The organism is Streptomyces sp. NPDC048442 (assembly GCF_040651475.1).
GTDB lineage: Bacteria > Actinomycetota > Actinomycetes > Streptomycetales > Streptomycetaceae > Streptomyces.
Genome location: NZ_JBEZKB010000006.1, coordinates 248,987 through 264,784 on the forward strand (window position 1 = coordinate 248,987; position 15,798 = coordinate 264,784).

The following is a 15,798-nucleotide window of genomic DNA, read 5'->3' on the forward strand; positions in this document are numbered from 1 at the left end:
GAGACCCGGAAGAACGGAAGAGGAGAACAGTCATGACGAACCCCGCCGAGAGACTCGTCGATCTGCTCGACCTGGAGCAGATCGAGGTCAACATCTTCCGTGGCCGCAGCCCGCAGGAGCACCTCCAGCGGGTCTTCGGCGGGCAGGTCGCGGGCCAGGCGCTGGTCGCCGCGGGACGCACCACGGACGGCGACCGTCCGGTGCACTCGCTGCACGCGTACTTCCTGCGTCCCGGCCGCCCCGGGGTGCCGATCGTCTACCAGGTGGAGCGGGTGCGCGACGGGCGTTCCTTCACCACCCGGCGGGTCACGGCCGTCCAGCAGGGCCGCACGATCTTCAACCTGACGGCGTCCTTCCACAAGCCGGAGGAGGGCGGCATCGAGCACCAGCTGCCGCCGCGCCGCGAGGTCCCCGACCCGGAGTCGCTGCCGACGGTCGCCGACGAGATCCGCGACCACCTGGGGGCGCTGCCGGAGGCCCTGGAGCGCATCGCACGCCGCCAGCCGTTCGACATCCGGTACGTGGACGGGCTGCGCTGGACGCGCGAGGAGATCGAGGGCGCCGAGCCGCGCAGCGCGGTGTGGATGCGCGCGGTCGGCCCGCTCGGCGACGACCAGTTGGTGCACACCTGCGCGCTGGCGTACGCGAGCGACACGACGCTGCTCGACGCGGTGCGGCTGCCGGTGGAGCCGCTGTGGGGTTCGCGCAACTTCGACATCGCGTCGCTGGACCACGCGATGTGGTTCCACCGCCCCTTCCGGGCCGACGAGTGGTTCCTGTACGACCAGGAGTCGCCGATCGCGACCGGCGGACGGGGTCTGGCGCGGGGCCGGATCTACGACCGGGAGGGGCAGTTGCTGGTGTCGGTGGTGCAGGAGGGGCTGTTCCGGAAGCTGGGCGACGAGGGATGACCGAGCGGCGGTCCCAGGTCCAGTACACGGTCGAGGCGAAGGCGGTCCACGACAGTCTGTCCACCGAGCGGCAGGCCAAGGTGGACCACGCCGTGCGCGTGCTGGCCCGGGACCCGTTCCACAAGCTCGCCACGGCGCAGATCGGGCCCAACGAGACGTACCGCAAGGCGTATGTCGCGCCGGGGATCGTGCTGGAGTACGTGGTCGTGCGCGAGGCGTTCGTCGTCGTGCTCCTGGAGCTGTTCGACGAGTCGTCGTACCTGATCGACGAGTCCGAGGCCGACTTCGGATGATCCGGACACGGTTGGTCCGGACACGGTTGTACGCGCTCGGAGCGGCAGCGGTCGCGATCGCCGCCGCTCTCGGTATCCGGGCGGTCGGCAGCGGCGGCTTCGCGAAGTACTCGGGGGACGCGCTGTACACGGTGCTGCTGTACGCGCTCGTGGTCGCGGTGGCGCCCCGGGTGCGGCCGGTGGTCGCGGCGGGGGTCGCGCTCGGGGTGAGCTGGGCGTTGGAGTTCTTCCAACTCACCTCCGTCCCGTCGGAGTTGAGTGCCCGCAGCTGGCTGCTGCGGCAGGTGTTCGGGTCGACGTTCAACGCGCCCGATCTCTTCTGGTACGTCGTCGGGGCGGCCGGTGCGTGGGGGGTGCACCGGTGGTGCGGGCGGGCCGGGCCGTCAATCCGGCCGACTTCGCCGATGTGATCGGCGAGTTCACCGAGTCCGGCGTGAGAGGCCCGGTCCGCCGAGCCCCCGGCTTTACGGGGACCCCGGCCCCGGTCCTGGCACCGCTTCCGCTTCCGCTTCCGCGAGCCTGCGCAGCAGCGGGGCCAGGGACACCACGGCACGGGCCTGCTCCGCGTCGAGGGTGCCGAGCCGGGCTGCCAGCACCTCGGCCTCGTCGCGGGCCACCTCGGTCAGGGCCTCGGCGCCGCGCTCGGTGAGCAGTACCGAGGAGGCCCGGCCGTCGGTGGGGTCGGGCTCGCGGCGCACCAGGCCCCTGGCCTCCATGGCGGTGATCGCGGCGGTGGCCGTGGGCTGCGAGCAGGGCACCTTCGCGGCGAGTTCGCCGATCCGGGCCGGGCTCTTCTCGTACAGCAGGGACAGGACGATGAGCTGGGTGGGCTGGAGGCGGCCGGCCGGGGCGGCCCGGCGCAGGCTGCGCAGGAGGCGGTGCAGGGAGACCACCAGGTCCCGAACGTCCGCATCCCGTACGCCCGCATCCCGTACGCCTTCGCCCCGTACGCCCGCGTCCTCTGTACCCACGTCAACCCGCCCCCGTGCCACGATCAGGTCAAGAGAGTGTCAGGGTCGGCTTGTACATGTCCAGCCAAAGGGCCAGGTCGAGGGTGAGTTCCAGGCTCCGCCGGGAGGCCATGGTGATCTGCGGCGATTGCACTTCGGCGGCCTGCCTGAGCCGGTCGCGGTCCACGACGTCGAAGACCCGGTGACCGGGGTCGGCGAGAAGGCCCTTGGCGTGGTCCTGGAGGGCGAGGGCGTACTTGGGGTCCTGGGTGGAGGGGTACGGGCTCTTGACCCTGTCGTACACCGAGCGCGGCAGGACGTCGGCGGTGGCCTCGCGCAGCAGGCTCTTCTCGCGGCCGTCGAAGGACTTCAGGGCCCACGGCGCGTTGTACACGTACTCGACGAGCCGGTGGTCGCAGAAGGGGACGCGCACCTCAAGCCCCGTGGCCATGCTGGCCCGGTCCTTGCGGTCCAGCAGGATGCGGACGAAGCGGGTGAGGTGGAGGTGGCTCATGCGGCGCATGCGGTACTCGACGTCGCTGTCCCCGTCGAGGCGTTGGATGCCGCAGACGGCGCCCGCGTAGTTGTCCTCGATGTACGTGCCGAGGTCGAGCGAGCCGACGAGGGCGGGGTTCAGGACGGAGTCGTCGCCGGTGCCGAAGTGCCGGCCGGTCTGCCCCAGCCAGGGGAAGGTGGTGCCCTTGCGGGCCTCTTCGTCGAAGAACTGCTTGTAGCCGCCGAAGACTTCGTCCGCGGACTCCCCCGACAGGGCGACCGTGGAGCGTTCGCGTATCGCCTTGAAGAGGAGGTAGAGCGAGGCGTCCATGTCGCCGAAGCCCATCGGCAGATCGCGGGCGCGGATCACCTTGGCGCGCACCTCGGGGTCGGCGAGGGCGTCCGAGTCCAGGACGATGTCCTGGTGGTCGGTGCCGGAGGCGCGCGCCACGTCGTGGACGAACGGGGTGTCGGGAGTACCGCGCAGTTCGTCGGCGACGAAGTTCTCACTCTGGCCGACGAAGTCGACGGCGAAGCTGCGCACCCGCTCCCCCGCCGGGGCGAGCTGCTGGGCGGCCAGTGCGGTCATCGCAGAGGAGTCGAGTCCGCCGGAGAGCAAGGTGCACAGGGGTACGTCGGCGACGAGCTGGCGCCGAACGATGTCGTCCATCAGCGTCCTGACGTGCGCGATCGTGGTGTCGCGGTCGTCGGTGTGCTCGGTGGAGCCCAACTCCCAGTAGACGTGGCGGCGCAGGCCGGCCCGGTCCACCGTGACGACTGTGCCGGGCTCGACCTCGCGCATGCCCTCCCAGACGGCGTGGCCGGGCGTCTTGATGAAGGCGAGCAGTTCGCGCAGCCCGTCGAGGCCGACCTCGCGGCGGGACAGCGGGTTGGCGAGGATGGCCTTGGGCTCGGAGCCGAAGAGGACGCCGTCGGGAGTCTCGTAGTAGTAGAAGGGCTTGATGCCCATCCGGTCGCGGATCATGACGAGCCGCTGCTTGTGCTCGTCCCAGATGGCGAAGGCGTACATGCCGTTGAGGCGGGAGGCTACGTCCTCGCCCCATTCGACGTAGCCGTGCAGCACGACCTCGGTGTCGGAGTGGGTGGTGAACCGGTGTCCGCGTGCGGTGAGTTCGGCGCGGAGTTCGGTGAAGTTGTACGTCTCGCCCGAGTAGACGATCGCGACCGTGCCGCGCGGGGTGTCGACGGTCATGGGCTGCCGGCCGCCGGGCAGGTCGATGATGGCGAGCCTGCGGTGGCCGAGGGCGGCGGGGCCGGATATCCAGGTGCCGCGGTCGTCGGGGCCTCGGCAGTCCATGGTTTCGGTCATCGCGTCGACGGTGTGCTGCTCGGCGCGCAGATCACGGTCGTACGAGATCCATCCGCTGATTCCGCACATGGGGGCTCCTCCTGACATCCGGGCGGGCCCGGATCCGGGCCAACCAGTTGTATCGGGCACCTATGTTTTGAGGGTGTGTCAGAGGGAGGGGGCACGTCAACCTGTCGGTCACAAATGAAGGGGCGTGCGGGCGGAACTCGGCCGACTTTCGACCCGGGTCCAGCGGGGGAGAAGGTCTGGGTCCCCCGACGGATCACGGACCCCACGGGCCTCATCCATAATTCTGTGCATGACTGCTACTTGGCCGAAACACCTCGACGTGGGCGCCGTGCGCTTCGCCCGCCCCACCGCCCACTACGACGCGGTCCTCGCCTTCTACCGGGACGACCTGCAGCTTCCGGTGCTGGCCGACTGGCGGGGCCACGGCGGATACGACGGCGTGGTGTTCGGGCTGCCCGGCACGCCCGTCCACATGGAGATCACCCAGCACGGCAACCCGCCGCGGATACCGGAGCCGCACCCGGAGAACCAGCTCGTGCTGTACGTGCGCGGGCCCGAGGCCGTCGAGGCCGCCGTGGCCAGGATGCGCGAGCGCGGGCACAAGCCGGTGGAGGCGGCCAACGCGTACTGGCCGGAGCGCGGCGCGGTGCTCTTCGCCGACCCGGACGGCTGGCTGGTCGTGCTGGCGCCATGGGTGTTCGGCGAGGACCCGGTGCCGGTACCGGCAGTAGAGCTACGCCCGAGCCTGGTGGTACGGGCGACGTGCGGTGCACGACAGAACACCCTTACTCCGCCCGGTGCTTGAGGGTGCAACTTCAGCCCGTCCGGCGTTTGAGGACGCGCGGGCGCAGCCCGTGCAGGGGTCCGGGGCGTAGCCCCGGCATGGACCGCAACCACTCCCCAGCCCCGCGGCCAGCGGTTTGGGGAAGGGGCGGGGAGGGGCCCATCACTCCCCACCCAACGCGGCAGCGATCCTGCGTGCGACCCCCCGGTGGGTGACCCGGCAGGCAAGGTCCGCCAGTTCATCGCGTGCGTCCTCACCATCCAGCAACGACAGCCCCACAACAGCCGCCTCCGCCACCTTGGGCGCAGCGGCCACCCCACTCGGCAGCGGCCGCAGCGCAGTATCCGCAAGCCCGGCCAGGGCAACGGCCGTGGCCGGCTCGGGCGGCAACAGACCCAGCAGCCAGGCGAGGCCGCGCAGGGCCTGACAGTTGTACGGATCGGGCCGCTGGACCGCATCGATGTCGCCGTACCGGTGCCCGCGCAACGGCGGCGCCGCACGATCCAGCCCCACCAGGCCGAACCAGCTGTGGAGGCGAGGACGGACCTCTTCCGCCCCCGCCGCCTCCAGCAACGCCCGGCCGGTTCGGGCCCACTTCGCGGAAGGCGCACGGGCAGTGAGCGGCGCGGCATGCGCCAGCAACCTCTGCCAGGGCTCACCGCCGGCTGCCTCGTCCTTGAGTGCCTGATCCGCCCAGGGCTCCCCGGGGTTCAGCACCGGCCCGGGGAACACGGCAAGCAGTTCCCGCAGGGCAGGCTCGGCATGGTGTTCCAGGGCGGTCCGGCGAAAGACCGCGAGGACGGCCGGGCCGGGGATCCGCCCGGCGGCCAGCTCGGCCGTCACCAGCTCCCAGTCCCGGTTGCCGGAGACGATCGTGTACCGCGCCCCCAACTCGGCCAGCCGGCACTGCCGTTCGGCGGCGAGCAGGTCGCCGTCGAGGCCGCGCGCCACACCACTGGCCACCGCCAGGAGTTCGGCGCGCAAGTAGTGAGGACTGCGGCCGAAGTCCTCGAAGACGTACGGCCCTTCGTCGCCGACCTTGGGCAGCCAGTCGGCCCAGGTCCGCGCGAGTGCCATCCGGTCGGCGTCCGGGAGCGAGCGCAGCAGTTCCAGGTTGTCGGCGCCGGGGCCGGTCATGGAGCCGTTGTGGCAGGCGGCCCGGATCACCGCGAGGGCGAGTCCTGGCAGGTCGCCGCGCGCGGCGAGGTCCCGGTACCGGTCCGCCTGCTCCACCAGCAACTGCGGATTGCTCAGCCATCTGCTCATGGTCACGAGCGTAGAAGCTGCCACTGACAACGCACCGGCGGGAGGGAAGTGAGACCGGTGCGTGGACTGACGGTGGGGTCCTGGGGGTGCCCGGCCCGGTAGTCGGCGGCCGGCCGGACAGCCCGCTCGGCCGCGAGGCGGATCGCGGCGACGGTGCAGTCGGCCCGCAGCCGGGGTGCGCCCGCCGGCACCGTCGTATCCACGACCACGCAAATTGCTCCCCCATTGCTCACTGACTGCTCATTGCGAGCTCCTCGCCCCAAGCCCGGCGAGCTGGTCGCCGTCGTCGGCTGCGGCACGTCGTTCTACATGGCCCGCGCGTACGCGGCGCTCCGCGAGCACGCGGGCCAGGGCGAGACCGACGCGTACGCCGCGTCGGAAGCGGCCTTGGGCCGCCCGTACGACCGGATCGTCGCCCTCACCCGCTCCGGTACGTCGACGGAGGTGCTCGCCCTCCTCGAAGAGGTGTCCGGCCGCATCCTCACCGTCGCCCTGACCGGTGTCCCGGACGGCCCGGTCGCCGGCCACGCGGACGCCTCGTCGACCTGTCCTTCGCCGACGAGAGGTCCGTGGTCCAGACCCGTTTCGCGACGACCGCCCTCCAACTCCTGCGCGCAGGGCCCGGGGTTCGACCTCTCCCCCTCGCTCACGGACGGCGAGCTCGCCGTCGAAGAGCCCCTCCCCCGCCCCTGGGTGCACCGCACCCGGTTCACCTTCCTGGGCCACGGCTGGACGGTCGGCCTGGCCGACGAAGTGGCCGTTGCCGGCCCCGGCCGGTGATCCTCACGGGGGCCGCGGCGTGACTGTCACCGCCAAGGGTTAGCCTGCGTTTTTCGGACGAAATTCGCAGAGCAACCGAGGAGGACACGCACATGAGCCTGTACGACATCCCGCTGCACACCCTTGACGGCGAGCCGACGAGCCTGGCCGCGCACAAGGGCAAGGCGGTTCTGGTCGTCAACGTCGCGTCGAAGTGCGGTCTGACGCCGCAGTACGCGGGTCTGGAGCAGCTGCAGAAGACGTACGCGGACCGCGGCTTCACGGTCCTGGGCGTGCCGTGCAACCAGTTCGCGGGGCAGGAGCCGGGGAGCGCGGAGGAGATCGCCACGTTCTGCGCCAGCGGCTACGGAGTGACGTTCCCGCTCCTGGAGAAGATCGAGGTCAACGGAGAGCACCGGCACCCGCTCTACACCGCGCTTACCGAGGTGGCGGACGCGGAGGGCGAGGCCGGGGACGTGCAGTGGAACTTCGAAAAGTTCCTGCTCTCGCCGTCGGGCGAGGTCGTGGGCCGCTTCCGCCCCCGCACCGAGCCCGGTGACACGGTGGTCGTCGCAGCGGTCGAGGCCCACCTGCCGGCCTGACCCGACCTGCTGGGAGGGGGCGCCCCGGATTTCCGGGGCGCCCCCTCACCTTGCCCGCAGGAGGGGCGGATGCGCTGGCCCGCCCGGCTGACGGGCTGTCCCGCCCTTGGGCTCCCTCCACAGCACCTGCCCGCTCTCCGCATGACACGCGTTCTCGTCGAGGTGGCCCTCGAAGCGGACAGTGGCCGTGCTGTCGCAGGTGGTCTCTCCCCCGGTCCCCGAGCCGGCCTGCTAGCTCGGGAGGATCGCCGCCTCGATGTGCGCGAGTTGGGCCGCGAGGAGCTCTTCGAACGCGGCGCGGCGGTCTGCTCCGAGGGGGCGGACGTCGCGGGCGAAGTGGGTGAGGGCCGGGAAGTTTTCGGGGTCGGCGCCGAGTACCGCGACGCGGAACAGTTCCATGCCCTGTTCGTACTCGACGGGGGTGAGGGTGCTTACCCCGGCCTCGGCGGCGATCAGCGCGGCGATGAGGACCGCGAGCCGGTGGTAACGCGCCGGGATCTCCTCGTCGGGCAGTCCTGATGTGCGCAGGGCTTGCAGTACTTCTTCCATGACCAGCCGGGAACCGGTGCCGCCCGACGCGTAGCGTCCCCAGGTCGCGGCGAGTTGGGGGTGCCGGCCGAAGGCCTCTCGTACGCGCAGGGCCACGGTCGTGATGCGCTGCTTCCAGTCTCCCTCGGGGCGGTGGCCGTCCATGGCTGCCAGGAGGGTCCGGTCGGCGACCGCGCGCAGCAGTTCGGTCTTGCTGCGGAAGTGCCGGTAGAGGCTGGACGAATCAGTGCCGAGCACCGCGGCGAGCTTGCGCACGCTGAACGAATCGGCGTCGCCCGTGCGCAGCAACTCCGCCGCCGCGTCCAGGATCTCCTCGGTCGACCAGCGCCTTCTGCCTGCCATTTCGTTCCTCTCGTCGGGAATCAGCCTAACCCATGCACTTGGTGTTGCACGCACCGCGTGCATAATGAGGGCACAGGCATGCCGAGCCACCCAACTGTGGGCAGCCGGCGTGCAGTTCACCCGGGGAACCCGAGGAATACGAAAGGACGCATGCCGTGAGGAAACCGCTGGATCCCGCACAGCTGAACGCCGCCCTGGAGAACGTCCACCGCGCCGGGATGCCGGGCCTGTTCGCCGAGGTGCGTGACGGCGACCAGCTCTGGAGCGGCGCCGCCGGGGTCGCCGATGTCGACACCGGCCGTCCCGTCACCGCCGACATGCGGCACCGCGTCGGCAGCATCACCAAGACCTTCACCACCGCCGCGGTTCTGCAGCAGGTCGAGAGCGGTCTGATCGGTCTTGACCTGCCGATCGGCCGGTATCTTCCGGGGCTGGTCCCCGGGGAACGGGGCAAGGCGATCACGGTCCGGATGCTGATCAACCACACCAGCGGCCTCGCCGAGTACCTCCCGTACGCCTATCCCTCTCTGAAGTCGTTCCCCGACCTCGCGGACACTGGGCCCCAGAGCCTGGACGACCACCGGTTCACCCGGTTTCACCGCACCGAACTCATCGAGATGGGGGTCACCGCGCCTGCCGCCGGCACCCCCGGCGGCACTCCGGGGGTGTACTCCAACACCAACTACCTGCTCCTCGGCGAACTCCTGGAACAGGTGACCGGCACTACGGCCGAGCGGTACATCACCCAGAACGTCATCGAGCGCGCCGGGCTCGACGACACCGAACTCCCGGCCGGAACGTGCATCGACGGGCCGCATTCGCAGCACTACGAGGCGTGGTTCGGCATGATCGACCCGCCCCGCGACTACAGCGTCTTCGACATGTCATGGGTGGGGCCTGCGGCCTCGCTGATATCGACCGTCTCGGACCTCAACCGCTTCTTCCGCCTGCTCCTTGCCGGTGAGATCGTCAGCCCCTCGTCGCTGGCGCAGATGCAGCGGACCGTCCCGGTCGTCTCCCAGGAGATGAAGACGATCGGCTACGGCCTCGGCCTGTATCCGATGGAGGCTCCCGGCCGGGACACCTTCTGGGGCCATGGCGGCTCGGCCTGGGGGGCTGGGGCGCTGGCCATGATCCGTGCCGACGGGAAGCGGCAGATGGCGGTCGCGGTGAACCTGCAGAGGTGGAACGGGCTCGACGCTTCGGGCAGGCCGCAGCCCCATCCGATCGATGAGGCGCTGGCGGCTCTGTATCGCGTGGCGATGTACGGCTGAGCGGGGCAGGGGCGTTTTCGCCGGTGGCTGGGGCGGCGGTCGCGGTGCGGGGTGCCGGGTGGTGCGGGGTGCCTGCGGCGCTTGCCCCTCCCCGCCCCTTCCCGTGGGGGCGGGGGTCCCGGGCTGCGCCCGGTGCACCGCTGCGCCGCGCGTCCTCGAACGCCGGACGGGCTGAAGGTACCTAGCGGATCGGCATGCCCGACAGTGTTCGTGCGATCACCAGGCGCTGGATCTCGCTCGTGCCCTCGAAGATTGTGTAGATCGCCGCGTCCCGGTGCATCCGCTCCACCGGGTACTCCCGCGTGTAACCGTTGCCGCCCAGGATCTGGATCGCCTGCGCGGTCACCTTCTTCGAGACCTCGCTCGCGTACAGCTTCGACATCGAGCCCTCCGCCGCCGTGAACGGCTTGCCCGAGACCGCCATCCAGGAGGCGCGCCAGACCAGCAGGCGGGCGGCGTCGATCTGGGTGCGCATGTCCGCCAGTTGGAAGGCGACGCCCTGGTTGTCGATGATCGGGCGGCCGAACTGTTCGCGGGTCTTGGCGTAGTCGAGGGCGACCTCGTAGGCGGCTCGGGCCGTGCCGACGGCCATCGCGCCGACCGCGGGGCGGGATGCCTCGAAGGTGGCCATGGCCGCGTTCTTCACGCGTTCGCCGCCGCCCTTGGCCGCCCGCTCACGGGCCCTGGCCAGGCGCTCGTCGAGCTTTTCCTTGCCGCCGAGCAGGCAGCTGCCGGGGACGCGGGCGTCCTCCAGGACGACCTCCGCCGTGTGCGAGGCGCGGATGCCGTGCTTCTTGAACTTCTGGCCCTGGGAGAGGCCGGGAGTCGCAGGCGGGACGATGAAGGAGGCGTGGCCCTTGGAGCCGAGGGAGGGGTCCACGCAGGCCACGACCACGTGGACGTTGGCGATGCCGCCGTTGGTGGCCCAGGTCTTCGTGCCGTTGAGGACCCACTCGTCCTTCGCCTCGTCATAGACCGCGCGGGTGCGCATCGACGCGACGTCGGAGCCCGCGTCGGGCTCCGAGGAGCAGAAGGCGGCCACCTTCACGTCGTTCGCGTCGCCGTACATCTGGGGTATCCAGGTGCCGATCTGCTCCTCGGTGCCGTTGGCGAGGACACCGACCGCGGCCAGGCCCGTTCCGACGATGGAGAGCCCGATACCTGCATCGCCCCAGAACAATTCCTCCATAGCCATGGGGATACCGAGACCCGTAGGGTCGAAGTACTGCTGGGCGTAGAAGTCGAGCGAGTAGAGACCGACCTTGGCCGCCTCCTGGATCACCGGCCACGGCGTTTCTTCGCGCTCGTCCCACTCCGCTGCGGCCGGGCGCATCACATCTGCGGCGAAGCCGTGGATCCAGTCCCGGACCTGCTTCTGGTCGTCATTGAGATCGAGCGTGAACTCGGCCATGTCCCCTCCAGCGCGTGCAAGTTACTTGCGGTAACCCCGAGTGTGTTACCCGCGAGTAGCCCCTGTCAACAGCTCACGGCCGACGGGCAGTGTTACGTTGCGCGGGCGTCACGGAACGGAATCACCTGGGCGGGGAGAGCACACGATGGAGACCACACAGCAGGCCGGATCGCAGCGGTCGGGCGCCGAGACCCGGCGGCGCGAGCTGCTCGAAGCCGCGGACCGGGTGGTCCTGCGGGACGGCCCGCAGGCCTCCATGAACGCGATAGCGGCCGAGGCCGGCATCACCAAGCCGATCCTCTACCGGCACTTCGGCGACAAGGGCGGCCTCTACCGCGCCCTCGCCAAGCGGCACACCGACGCCCTGCTCGACGCCCTGCGCGCCGCCCTGGACGCCCCGGCGGAGCGGCGCGAGCGGGTGGAGCGGACCCTCGACACCTACCTCGCGGCGATCGAGGCGCGCCCGCAGGTCTACCGGTTCCTGATGCACCCGGCGGAGGACTCCGCCACCCCGCAGCCCGAGCAGGGTTTCGACGTGGGCCGCCACTCGGCGCCGCTGCTGCGGCGGATGGGCGAGGAGCTGGCCGACGTGATCGCCGAACGCGTCGACCTCGGCCCGAACAGCGAGCAGCTGGCCCGCGTCTGGGGCCACGGCATCGTCGGCATGATGCACGCGGCCGGCGACTGGTGGCTCGGTGAACGCCCTTGCTCCCGCGCCGAGTTGGTGGGCAGCCTGGCCGACCTGCTGTGGGGACGGCTCGCGGCCGCGGGCGACCGCCCGGGCGGCCCGGGGTTCTGACGCGGCGCCACCGCGCGCCCCCGGGATGCGTACCGTACGAACCCTTGAGACGTACGAACCCTTGAGGCGTAAGCATCCCTGAGAGGTACGCATCCTTAAGACGTACGTCCCCACGGCGCCCTACGCACCGCCCGCCGTGCCTTCGCCCTGCGCCAGCCGGTGAGCCGGTCCTGGTAGACCAGCCCGTCGAGGTGGTCGCACTCGTGCTGGAGGCAGCGGGCGAAGAACCCGGTGCCGGCGATCGTGACCGGCTCGCCCGTCATGGTGAAGCCCTCGACGACCGCGTGGTCGAAGCGCTCGGTGCCCGCCTCCAGGCCCGGCAGGGAGAGGCAGCCCTCCGGGCCGCGCACTCTCTCACCGTCGGCCTCGACCAGGCGGGGGTTGACGACGTGGCCGAGGTGGCGGACGTCCTCGTCGTCGGGGCAGTCGTAGACGAAGACCTGCAGGGACTCCCCCACCTGGTTCGCGGCGAGGCCGACGCCCTCGGCCGCGTACATCGTCGCGAACATGTCCTCGACGAGCCGGGCGAGGTCCTGGCCGAAGTCGGTGACCGGCTCGCAGGCGGTGTGCAGCACGGGGTCACCGAGCAGTGTCAGCGGGCGTACGGTGCCTGAACTGCCGGGAATGGGGCGAAGTCGCATGGCCGCAAGCGTACGTTCCGCCACGCGTCACGTACCGTCGAGCCTGGTCCGCGCCCTTCCCCACGGGTGCCGCGGTTCGGGCACACGGCGGGATCTCGATAGGCTGAGCCCCGACTGTTGACCGGTGGACCTGGGGCAAGTGCGGCGCCGGATGCAAGGAGGATCAGTGACGATGGCAGGCAACACGGAGCCGTTGTCGCCGCGGGCCAAGCTGGCCGTGACGGCAGGCAAGGCCGCGGCGGCGGTGTCCCGCGCCGCGGGGCGCGGAAGCGGCTCGGTGATCGGCGGAAAGGTCGCGCTCAGGCTCGACCCGGACCTGCTGGGACGACTCGCAAACCACCTCGACGTGGTGCTTGTCTCGGCGACCAACGGCAAGACGACGACGACCCGGCTGATCGCGGAGGCCCTGCGGGCCAGCGGCCCGGTCGTCTCCAACGCGCTCGGCGCCAACATGCCGGCGGGCATCACGTCCGCCCTGGCGGGCGGCTCGGACGCGAAGTACGGCGTGATCGAGGTCGACGAGAAGTACCTCGCGGGGGTCGCCCGCGACGTGACGCCGAAGGCGATCGCGCTGCTGAACCTCTCCCGCGACCAGCTCGACCGGGCCGCGGAGACGCGGATGCTGGCGGAGAAGTGGCGCGAGGGCCTTGCGGGTTCGAAGGCCGTCGTCATCGCCAACGCCGACGACCCGCTGATCGTGTGGGCGGCGTCCTCGTCCCCCAACGTGGTGTGGGTGGCGGCCGGGCAGGAGTGGAAGGACGACGCCTGGTCGTGCCCCTCCTGCGGCGGTGTGATGCAGCGTCCCGGCGACGACTGGTTCTGCGGCGACTGCGGTTTCCGCCGTCCGACGCCGAGCTGGGTGCTCTCCGGCGACCACGTCCTGGACCCGCACGGCTCCGCGTGGCCGATCCACCTCCAGCTGCCGGGCCGCGCCAACAAGGCGAACGCGGCCACGTCCGCCGCCGTCGCGGCGACCTTCGGCGTACCGCCGCAGGTGGCGCTCGAGCGGATGTACCAGGTGCAGGCGGTGGCCGGGCGGTACGACATCGTCCAGTTCCAGAACCGTGAACTGCGGCTGCTGCTCGCGAAGAACCCGGCCGGCTGGCTGGAGACGTTCTCGCTGATCAACCCGCCGCCGACGCCGGTGATCCTGGCCGTCAACGCCCGTGGCGCCGACGGCACCGACACCTCCTGGCTGTGGGACGTCGACTACACCCGCCTCGCCGGTCACCCGATCTTCGTGCTCGGCGACCGCAAGCTGGACCTGGCGGTACGGCTCGAAGTCGCGAACCTGGACTTCCGGGTGTGCGAGACCCTCGACGAGGCCGTGCAGCTCGCGCCGCCCGGTCTGATCGAGACGATCGCCAACTACACCGCCTTCCAGGACCTCCGCCGCCGCGTCGGCAACTGACAGGAGCCGCAGGGACCATGACTCGAATGAACGACAGCAGTCTGCGACTGGTCTGGATCTACCCGGACCTCCTCAGCACGTACGGCGACCAGGGCAACGCCCTCGTCGTCGAGCGCCGGGCCCGTCAGCGCGGCCTGGACGTGCAGCGCGTGGACGTCCGCAGTGACCAGCCCATCCCCACCTCGGGCGACATCTACCTGATCGGCGGCGGTGAGGACCGGCCGCAGCGCCTCGCCGCCGAGCGGCTGCGCAAGGACGGCGGCCTCAGCCGTGCCGTGTCCAACGGTGCGATCGTCTTCTCCGTCTGCGCCGGGTACCAGATCCTGGGGCACGAGTTCATCAACGACCTCGGCCAGCGCGAGCAGGGCCTCGGTCTGCTCGACGTGGTCTCCACCCGCGGCGAGGGCGAGCGCTGCGTCGGCGACGTGCTCGGCGACATCGACGCCCCGCTGAACCTCCCGCAGCTCACCGGCTTCGAGAACCACCAGGGCATCACCCACCTCGGCCCCACCGCGCGCCCCTTCGCCCGGGTCCGCTTCGGCAAGGGCAACGGCACGGGGGACGGCACCGAGGGCGCGTACAACGACACCGTCTTCGGTACGTACATGCACGGCCCGGTGCTCGCCCGCAACCCGCAGATCGCGGACCTGCTGCTGAAGCTGGCCCTCGATGTGAACGCGCTGCCGCCGACGGACGACCGGTGGTACGAGGCGCTGCGCGCCGAGCGCATCGCCAGCGCCACGCAGCCCGCCTGACAGTCCCCTGACAGTCCGGCTGACAAGTCCGGCTGACAGCCCGGCTGACAGCCCCTCGGACGCTCCCCGTGAGCGTCCACCCGTTGGACGCCCGGTTCGGTCCCGTCACCCTGCGCTTGTAGGGTGACGGGACCCGCCCGGACGACGTGGTCCGGTCACTCGGCCCACGTTGCAAAGGTTTTCGCGCCATGCGCATTGGTGTCCTCACCTCCGGCGGCGACTGCCCCGGCCTGAACGCCGTCATCCGCTCCGTCGTCCACCGTGCCGTCGTCGACCACGGCGACGAGGTCATCGGCTTCCACGACGGCTGGCGGGGCCTCCTCGACTGCGACTACCGCCCCCTCGACCTGGACGCCGTCAACGGCATCCTGGCCCGCGGCGGCACCATCCTCGGCTCCTCCCGGGTCCAGCCCGCACACCTGCGCGGCGGCGTCGAGACCGCCCGTGGCCATGTGGCCGACCTGGGTCTCGACGCGATCATCCCGATCGGCGGCGAAGGCACCCTGAAGGCGGCGCACCTGCTCTCCGAGGCGGGGCTGCCCATCGTCGGCGTACCGAAGACCATCGACAACGACATCGCGTCGACGGACGTCACCTTCGGCTTCGACACCGCGGTGGGCGTCGCCACCGAGGCGCTGGACCGGCTGAAGACCACCGCCGAGTCCCACCAGCGCGTACTGATCGTCGAGGTCATGGGCCGGCACACCGGCTGGATCGCGCTGCACTCCGGGATGGCGGCGGGCGCGCACGCCATCGTCGTCCCCGAGCGGCCCTTCGACATCGGGGAGCTGACCGAGCTGGTCGGCAAGCGGTTCTCGGCGGGCAAGAAGTTCGCGATCGTCGTCGTCGCGGAGGGTGCGAAGCCGCGCGAGGGGTCGATGGAGTTCGACGTCGGCAAGAAGGACCAGTACGGGCACGAGCGTTTCGCGGGCGTCGCCAACCAGCTCGCGATCGAGCTGGAGGAGCGCCTCGGCAAGGAGGCCCGCGCGGTGATCCTCGGCCACGTCCAGCGCGGCGGGACCCCCACCGCGTACGACCGCGTGCTGGCGACCCGCTTCGGGTGGCACGCGGTGGAGGCGGCGCACCGCGGCGAGTTCGGCATGATGACGGCTTTGCGCGGCACGGACATCGAGATGGTGCCCCTCGCCAGCGCGGTCGAGGAGCTGAAGACGGTTCCGGTGGAGCGGTACGCGGAAGCGGAGTGCGTGCTCTGATCC

General features: G+C 70.9%; 16 protein-coding genes and 1 pseudogene. 11 read left to right on the forward strand and 6 right to left on the reverse strand.

From position 1 onward, the window contains the following. Positions 1–32 precede the first annotated feature (32 nt). Genes AB0D18_RS12255 through AB0D18_RS12265 form a run of 3 tightly spaced genes read left to right on the forward strand, consistent with a single transcriptional unit; the run spans position 33 to position 1,614 of the window. The gene (locus AB0D18_RS12255; RefSeq protein ID WP_362415723.1) at positions 33–911 is read left to right on the forward strand and encodes an acyl-CoA thioesterase II; all 879 of its coding nucleotides are present in this window, start codon (positions 33–35) and stop codon (positions 909–911) included. Continuing rightward, positions 908–1,204 carry a hypothetical protein gene (locus AB0D18_RS12260; protein WP_362415725.1) on the forward strand — a complete coding sequence of 99 codons (297 nt, stop codon included), beginning with the start codon at positions 908–910 and terminating at the stop codon, positions 1,202–1,204. Before AB0D18_RS12255 ends, AB0D18_RS12260 begins: the two co-directional genes overlap by 4 nt. Then, positions 1,201–1,614, forward strand: coding sequence for a DUF2809 domain-containing protein (locus tag AB0D18_RS12265; RefSeq protein ID WP_362415727.1), 414 nt, complete (start codon positions 1,201–1,203; stop codon positions 1,612–1,614). Before AB0D18_RS12260 ends, AB0D18_RS12265 begins: the two co-directional genes overlap by 4 nt. Positions 1,615–1,668: 54 nt before the next feature. Here AB0D18_RS12265 and AB0D18_RS12270 read toward each other — a convergent pair whose 3' ends face one another. Both AB0D18_RS12270 and asnB read right to left on the reverse strand, forming a co-directional pair. Continuing rightward, the gene (locus AB0D18_RS12270) at positions 1,669–2,175 is read right to left on the reverse strand and encodes a MarR family winged helix-turn-helix transcriptional regulator (RefSeq protein ID WP_362415729.1); all 507 of its coding nucleotides are present in this window, start codon (positions 2,173–2,175) and stop codon (positions 1,669–1,671) included. 28 nt (positions 2,176–2,203) lie between these two features. Then, positions 2,204–4,048, reverse strand: a complete 1,845-nt coding sequence (asnB, locus tag AB0D18_RS12275; RefSeq protein ID WP_362415731.1) for an asparagine synthase (glutamine-hydrolyzing) — start codon at positions 4,046–4,048, stop codon at positions 2,204–2,206. Positions 4,049–4,277: 229 nt separating this feature from the next. Between asnB and AB0D18_RS12280 the strand changes: the two genes are divergently transcribed. Beyond that, entirely contained in the window at positions 4,278–4,793 is a 516-nt protein-coding gene (locus AB0D18_RS12280; RefSeq protein WP_362415733.1) for a VOC family protein, read from the forward strand. A 141-nt stretch (positions 4,794–4,934) separates the two neighbouring features. Here the strand turns inward: AB0D18_RS12280 and AB0D18_RS12285 are convergent, their stop codons facing one another. Then, entirely contained in the window at positions 4,935–6,038 is a 1,104-nt protein-coding gene (locus AB0D18_RS12285; RefSeq protein WP_362415735.1) for a hypothetical protein, read from the reverse strand. A 225-nt stretch (positions 6,039–6,263) separates the two neighbouring features. Between AB0D18_RS12285 and AB0D18_RS12290 the strand changes: the two are divergent. Together AB0D18_RS12290 and AB0D18_RS12295 are read left to right on the forward strand one after the other, a co-directional pair. Continuing rightward, a pseudogene (locus tag AB0D18_RS12290) lies at positions 6,264–6,800 on the forward strand (SIS domain-containing protein); the annotation flags it as partial. A gap of 110 nt (positions 6,801–6,910) precedes the next feature. Further along, positions 6,911–7,399 carry a glutathione peroxidase gene (locus AB0D18_RS12295; protein WP_362415737.1) on the forward strand — a complete coding sequence of 163 codons (489 nt, stop codon included), beginning with the start codon at positions 6,911–6,913 and terminating at the stop codon, positions 7,397–7,399. A 231-nt stretch (positions 7,400–7,630) separates the two neighbouring features. On the opposite strand, the gene AB0D18_RS12300 is transcribed toward AB0D18_RS12295, so the two are convergent. After that, complete coding sequence (locus tag AB0D18_RS12300) at positions 7,631–8,290, reverse strand: helix-turn-helix domain-containing protein (RefSeq protein WP_362415739.1); 660 nt, start codon at positions 8,288–8,290, stop codon at positions 7,631–7,633. Positions 8,291–8,445: 155 nt separating this feature from the next. On the opposite strand from AB0D18_RS12300, the gene AB0D18_RS12305 reads away from it, so the two are divergent. Further along, positions 8,446–9,564: a serine hydrolase domain-containing protein gene (locus tag AB0D18_RS12305; RefSeq protein ID WP_362415741.1), complete on the forward strand. Its 1,119-nt coding sequence runs from the start codon at positions 8,446–8,448 to the stop codon at positions 9,562–9,564. A 181-nt stretch (positions 9,565–9,745) separates the two neighbouring features. On the opposite strand, the gene AB0D18_RS12310 is transcribed toward AB0D18_RS12305, so the two are convergent. After that, positions 9,746–10,975, reverse strand: a complete 1,230-nt coding sequence (locus AB0D18_RS12310; RefSeq protein ID WP_362415743.1) for an acyl-CoA dehydrogenase family protein — start codon at positions 10,973–10,975, stop codon at positions 9,746–9,748. A gap of 145 nt (positions 10,976–11,120) precedes the next feature. Here AB0D18_RS12310 and AB0D18_RS12315 point away from each other — a divergent pair, with 145 nt between their 5' ends. Further along, a complete protein-coding gene (locus AB0D18_RS12315) occupies positions 11,121–11,774 on the forward strand; it encodes a TetR family transcriptional regulator (RefSeq protein WP_362415745.1) in 654 nt (217 codons plus the stop codon). 95 nt (positions 11,775–11,869) lie between these two features. On the opposite strand, the gene def is transcribed toward AB0D18_RS12315, so the two are convergent. Beyond that, positions 11,870–12,415, reverse strand: coding sequence for a peptide deformylase (gene def / locus AB0D18_RS12320; RefSeq protein WP_362415747.1), 546 nt, complete (start codon positions 12,413–12,415; stop codon positions 11,870–11,872). Between the two features lie 172 nt (positions 12,416–12,587). Here def and AB0D18_RS12325 point away from each other — a divergent pair, with 172 nt between their 5' ends. The 3 genes from AB0D18_RS12325 to AB0D18_RS12335 all read left to right on the forward strand — a co-directional run bounded on the left by AB0D18_RS12325 (position 12,588) and on the right by AB0D18_RS12335 (position 15,795). Continuing rightward, entirely contained in the window at positions 12,588–13,826 is a 1,239-nt protein-coding gene (locus AB0D18_RS12325) for a MurT ligase domain-containing protein (protein WP_362415749.1), read from the forward strand. A 26-nt stretch (positions 13,827–13,852) separates the two neighbouring features. Then, on the forward strand, positions 13,853–14,581 hold the full coding sequence (locus AB0D18_RS12330) for a glutamine amidotransferase (protein WP_362415751.1): 729 nt from the start codon (positions 13,853–13,855) through the stop codon (positions 14,579–14,581). A gap of 188 nt (positions 14,582–14,769) precedes the next feature. Beyond that, positions 14,770–15,795 (forward strand): 6-phosphofructokinase, encoded by a 1,026-nt coding sequence (locus AB0D18_RS12335; RefSeq protein ID WP_362415753.1) that lies wholly within the window; start codon positions 14,770–14,772, stop codon positions 15,793–15,795. Positions 15,796–15,798: the final 3 nt, after the last annotated feature.

Excerpts from the sequence above, each read along its gene's own strand:
- AB0D18_RS12255 (WP_362415723.1), top strand. The coding sequence starts at position 33 with ATGACGAACCCCGCCGAGAGACTCGTCGATCTGCTCGACCTGGAGCAG.
- AB0D18_RS12260 (WP_362415725.1), top strand. The coding sequence starts at position 908 with ATGACCGAGCGGCGGTCCCAGGTCCAGTACACGGTCGAGGCGAAGGCG.
- AB0D18_RS12265 (WP_362415727.1), top strand. The coding sequence starts at position 1,201 with ATGATCCGGACACGGTTGGTCCGGACACGGTTGTACGCGCTCGGAGCG.
- asnB (WP_362415731.1), bottom strand. The coding sequence starts at position 4,048 with ATGTGCGGAATCAGCGGATGGATCTCGTACGACCGTGATCTGCGCGCC.
- AB0D18_RS12280 (WP_362415733.1), top strand. The coding sequence starts at position 4,278 with ATGACTGCTACTTGGCCGAAACACCTCGACGTGGGCGCCGTGCGCTTC.
- AB0D18_RS12285 (WP_362415735.1), bottom strand. The coding sequence starts at position 6,038 with ATGAGCAGATGGCTGAGCAATCCGCAGTTGCTGGTGGAGCAGGCGGAC.
- AB0D18_RS12295 (WP_362415737.1), top strand. The coding sequence starts at position 6,911 with ATGAGCCTGTACGACATCCCGCTGCACACCCTTGACGGCGAGCCGACG.
- AB0D18_RS12300 (WP_362415739.1), bottom strand. The coding sequence starts at position 8,290 with ATGGCAGGCAGAAGGCGCTGGTCGACCGAGGAGATCCTGGACGCGGCG.
- AB0D18_RS12310 (WP_362415743.1), bottom strand. The coding sequence starts at position 10,975 with ATGGCCGAGTTCACGCTCGATCTCAATGACGACCAGAAGCAGGTCCGG.
- AB0D18_RS12315 (WP_362415745.1), top strand. The coding sequence starts at position 11,121 with ATGGAGACCACACAGCAGGCCGGATCGCAGCGGTCGGGCGCCGAGACC.
- def (WP_362415747.1), bottom strand. The coding sequence starts at position 12,415 with ATGCGACTTCGCCCCATTCCCGGCAGTTCAGGCACCGTACGCCCGCTG.
- AB0D18_RS12325 (WP_362415749.1), top strand. The coding sequence starts at position 12,588 with ATGGCAGGCAACACGGAGCCGTTGTCGCCGCGGGCCAAGCTGGCCGTG.
- AB0D18_RS12330 (WP_362415751.1), top strand. The coding sequence starts at position 13,853 with ATGAACGACAGCAGTCTGCGACTGGTCTGGATCTACCCGGACCTCCTC.
- AB0D18_RS12335 (WP_362415753.1), top strand. The coding sequence starts at position 14,770 with ATGCGCATTGGTGTCCTCACCTCCGGCGGCGACTGCCCCGGCCTGAAC.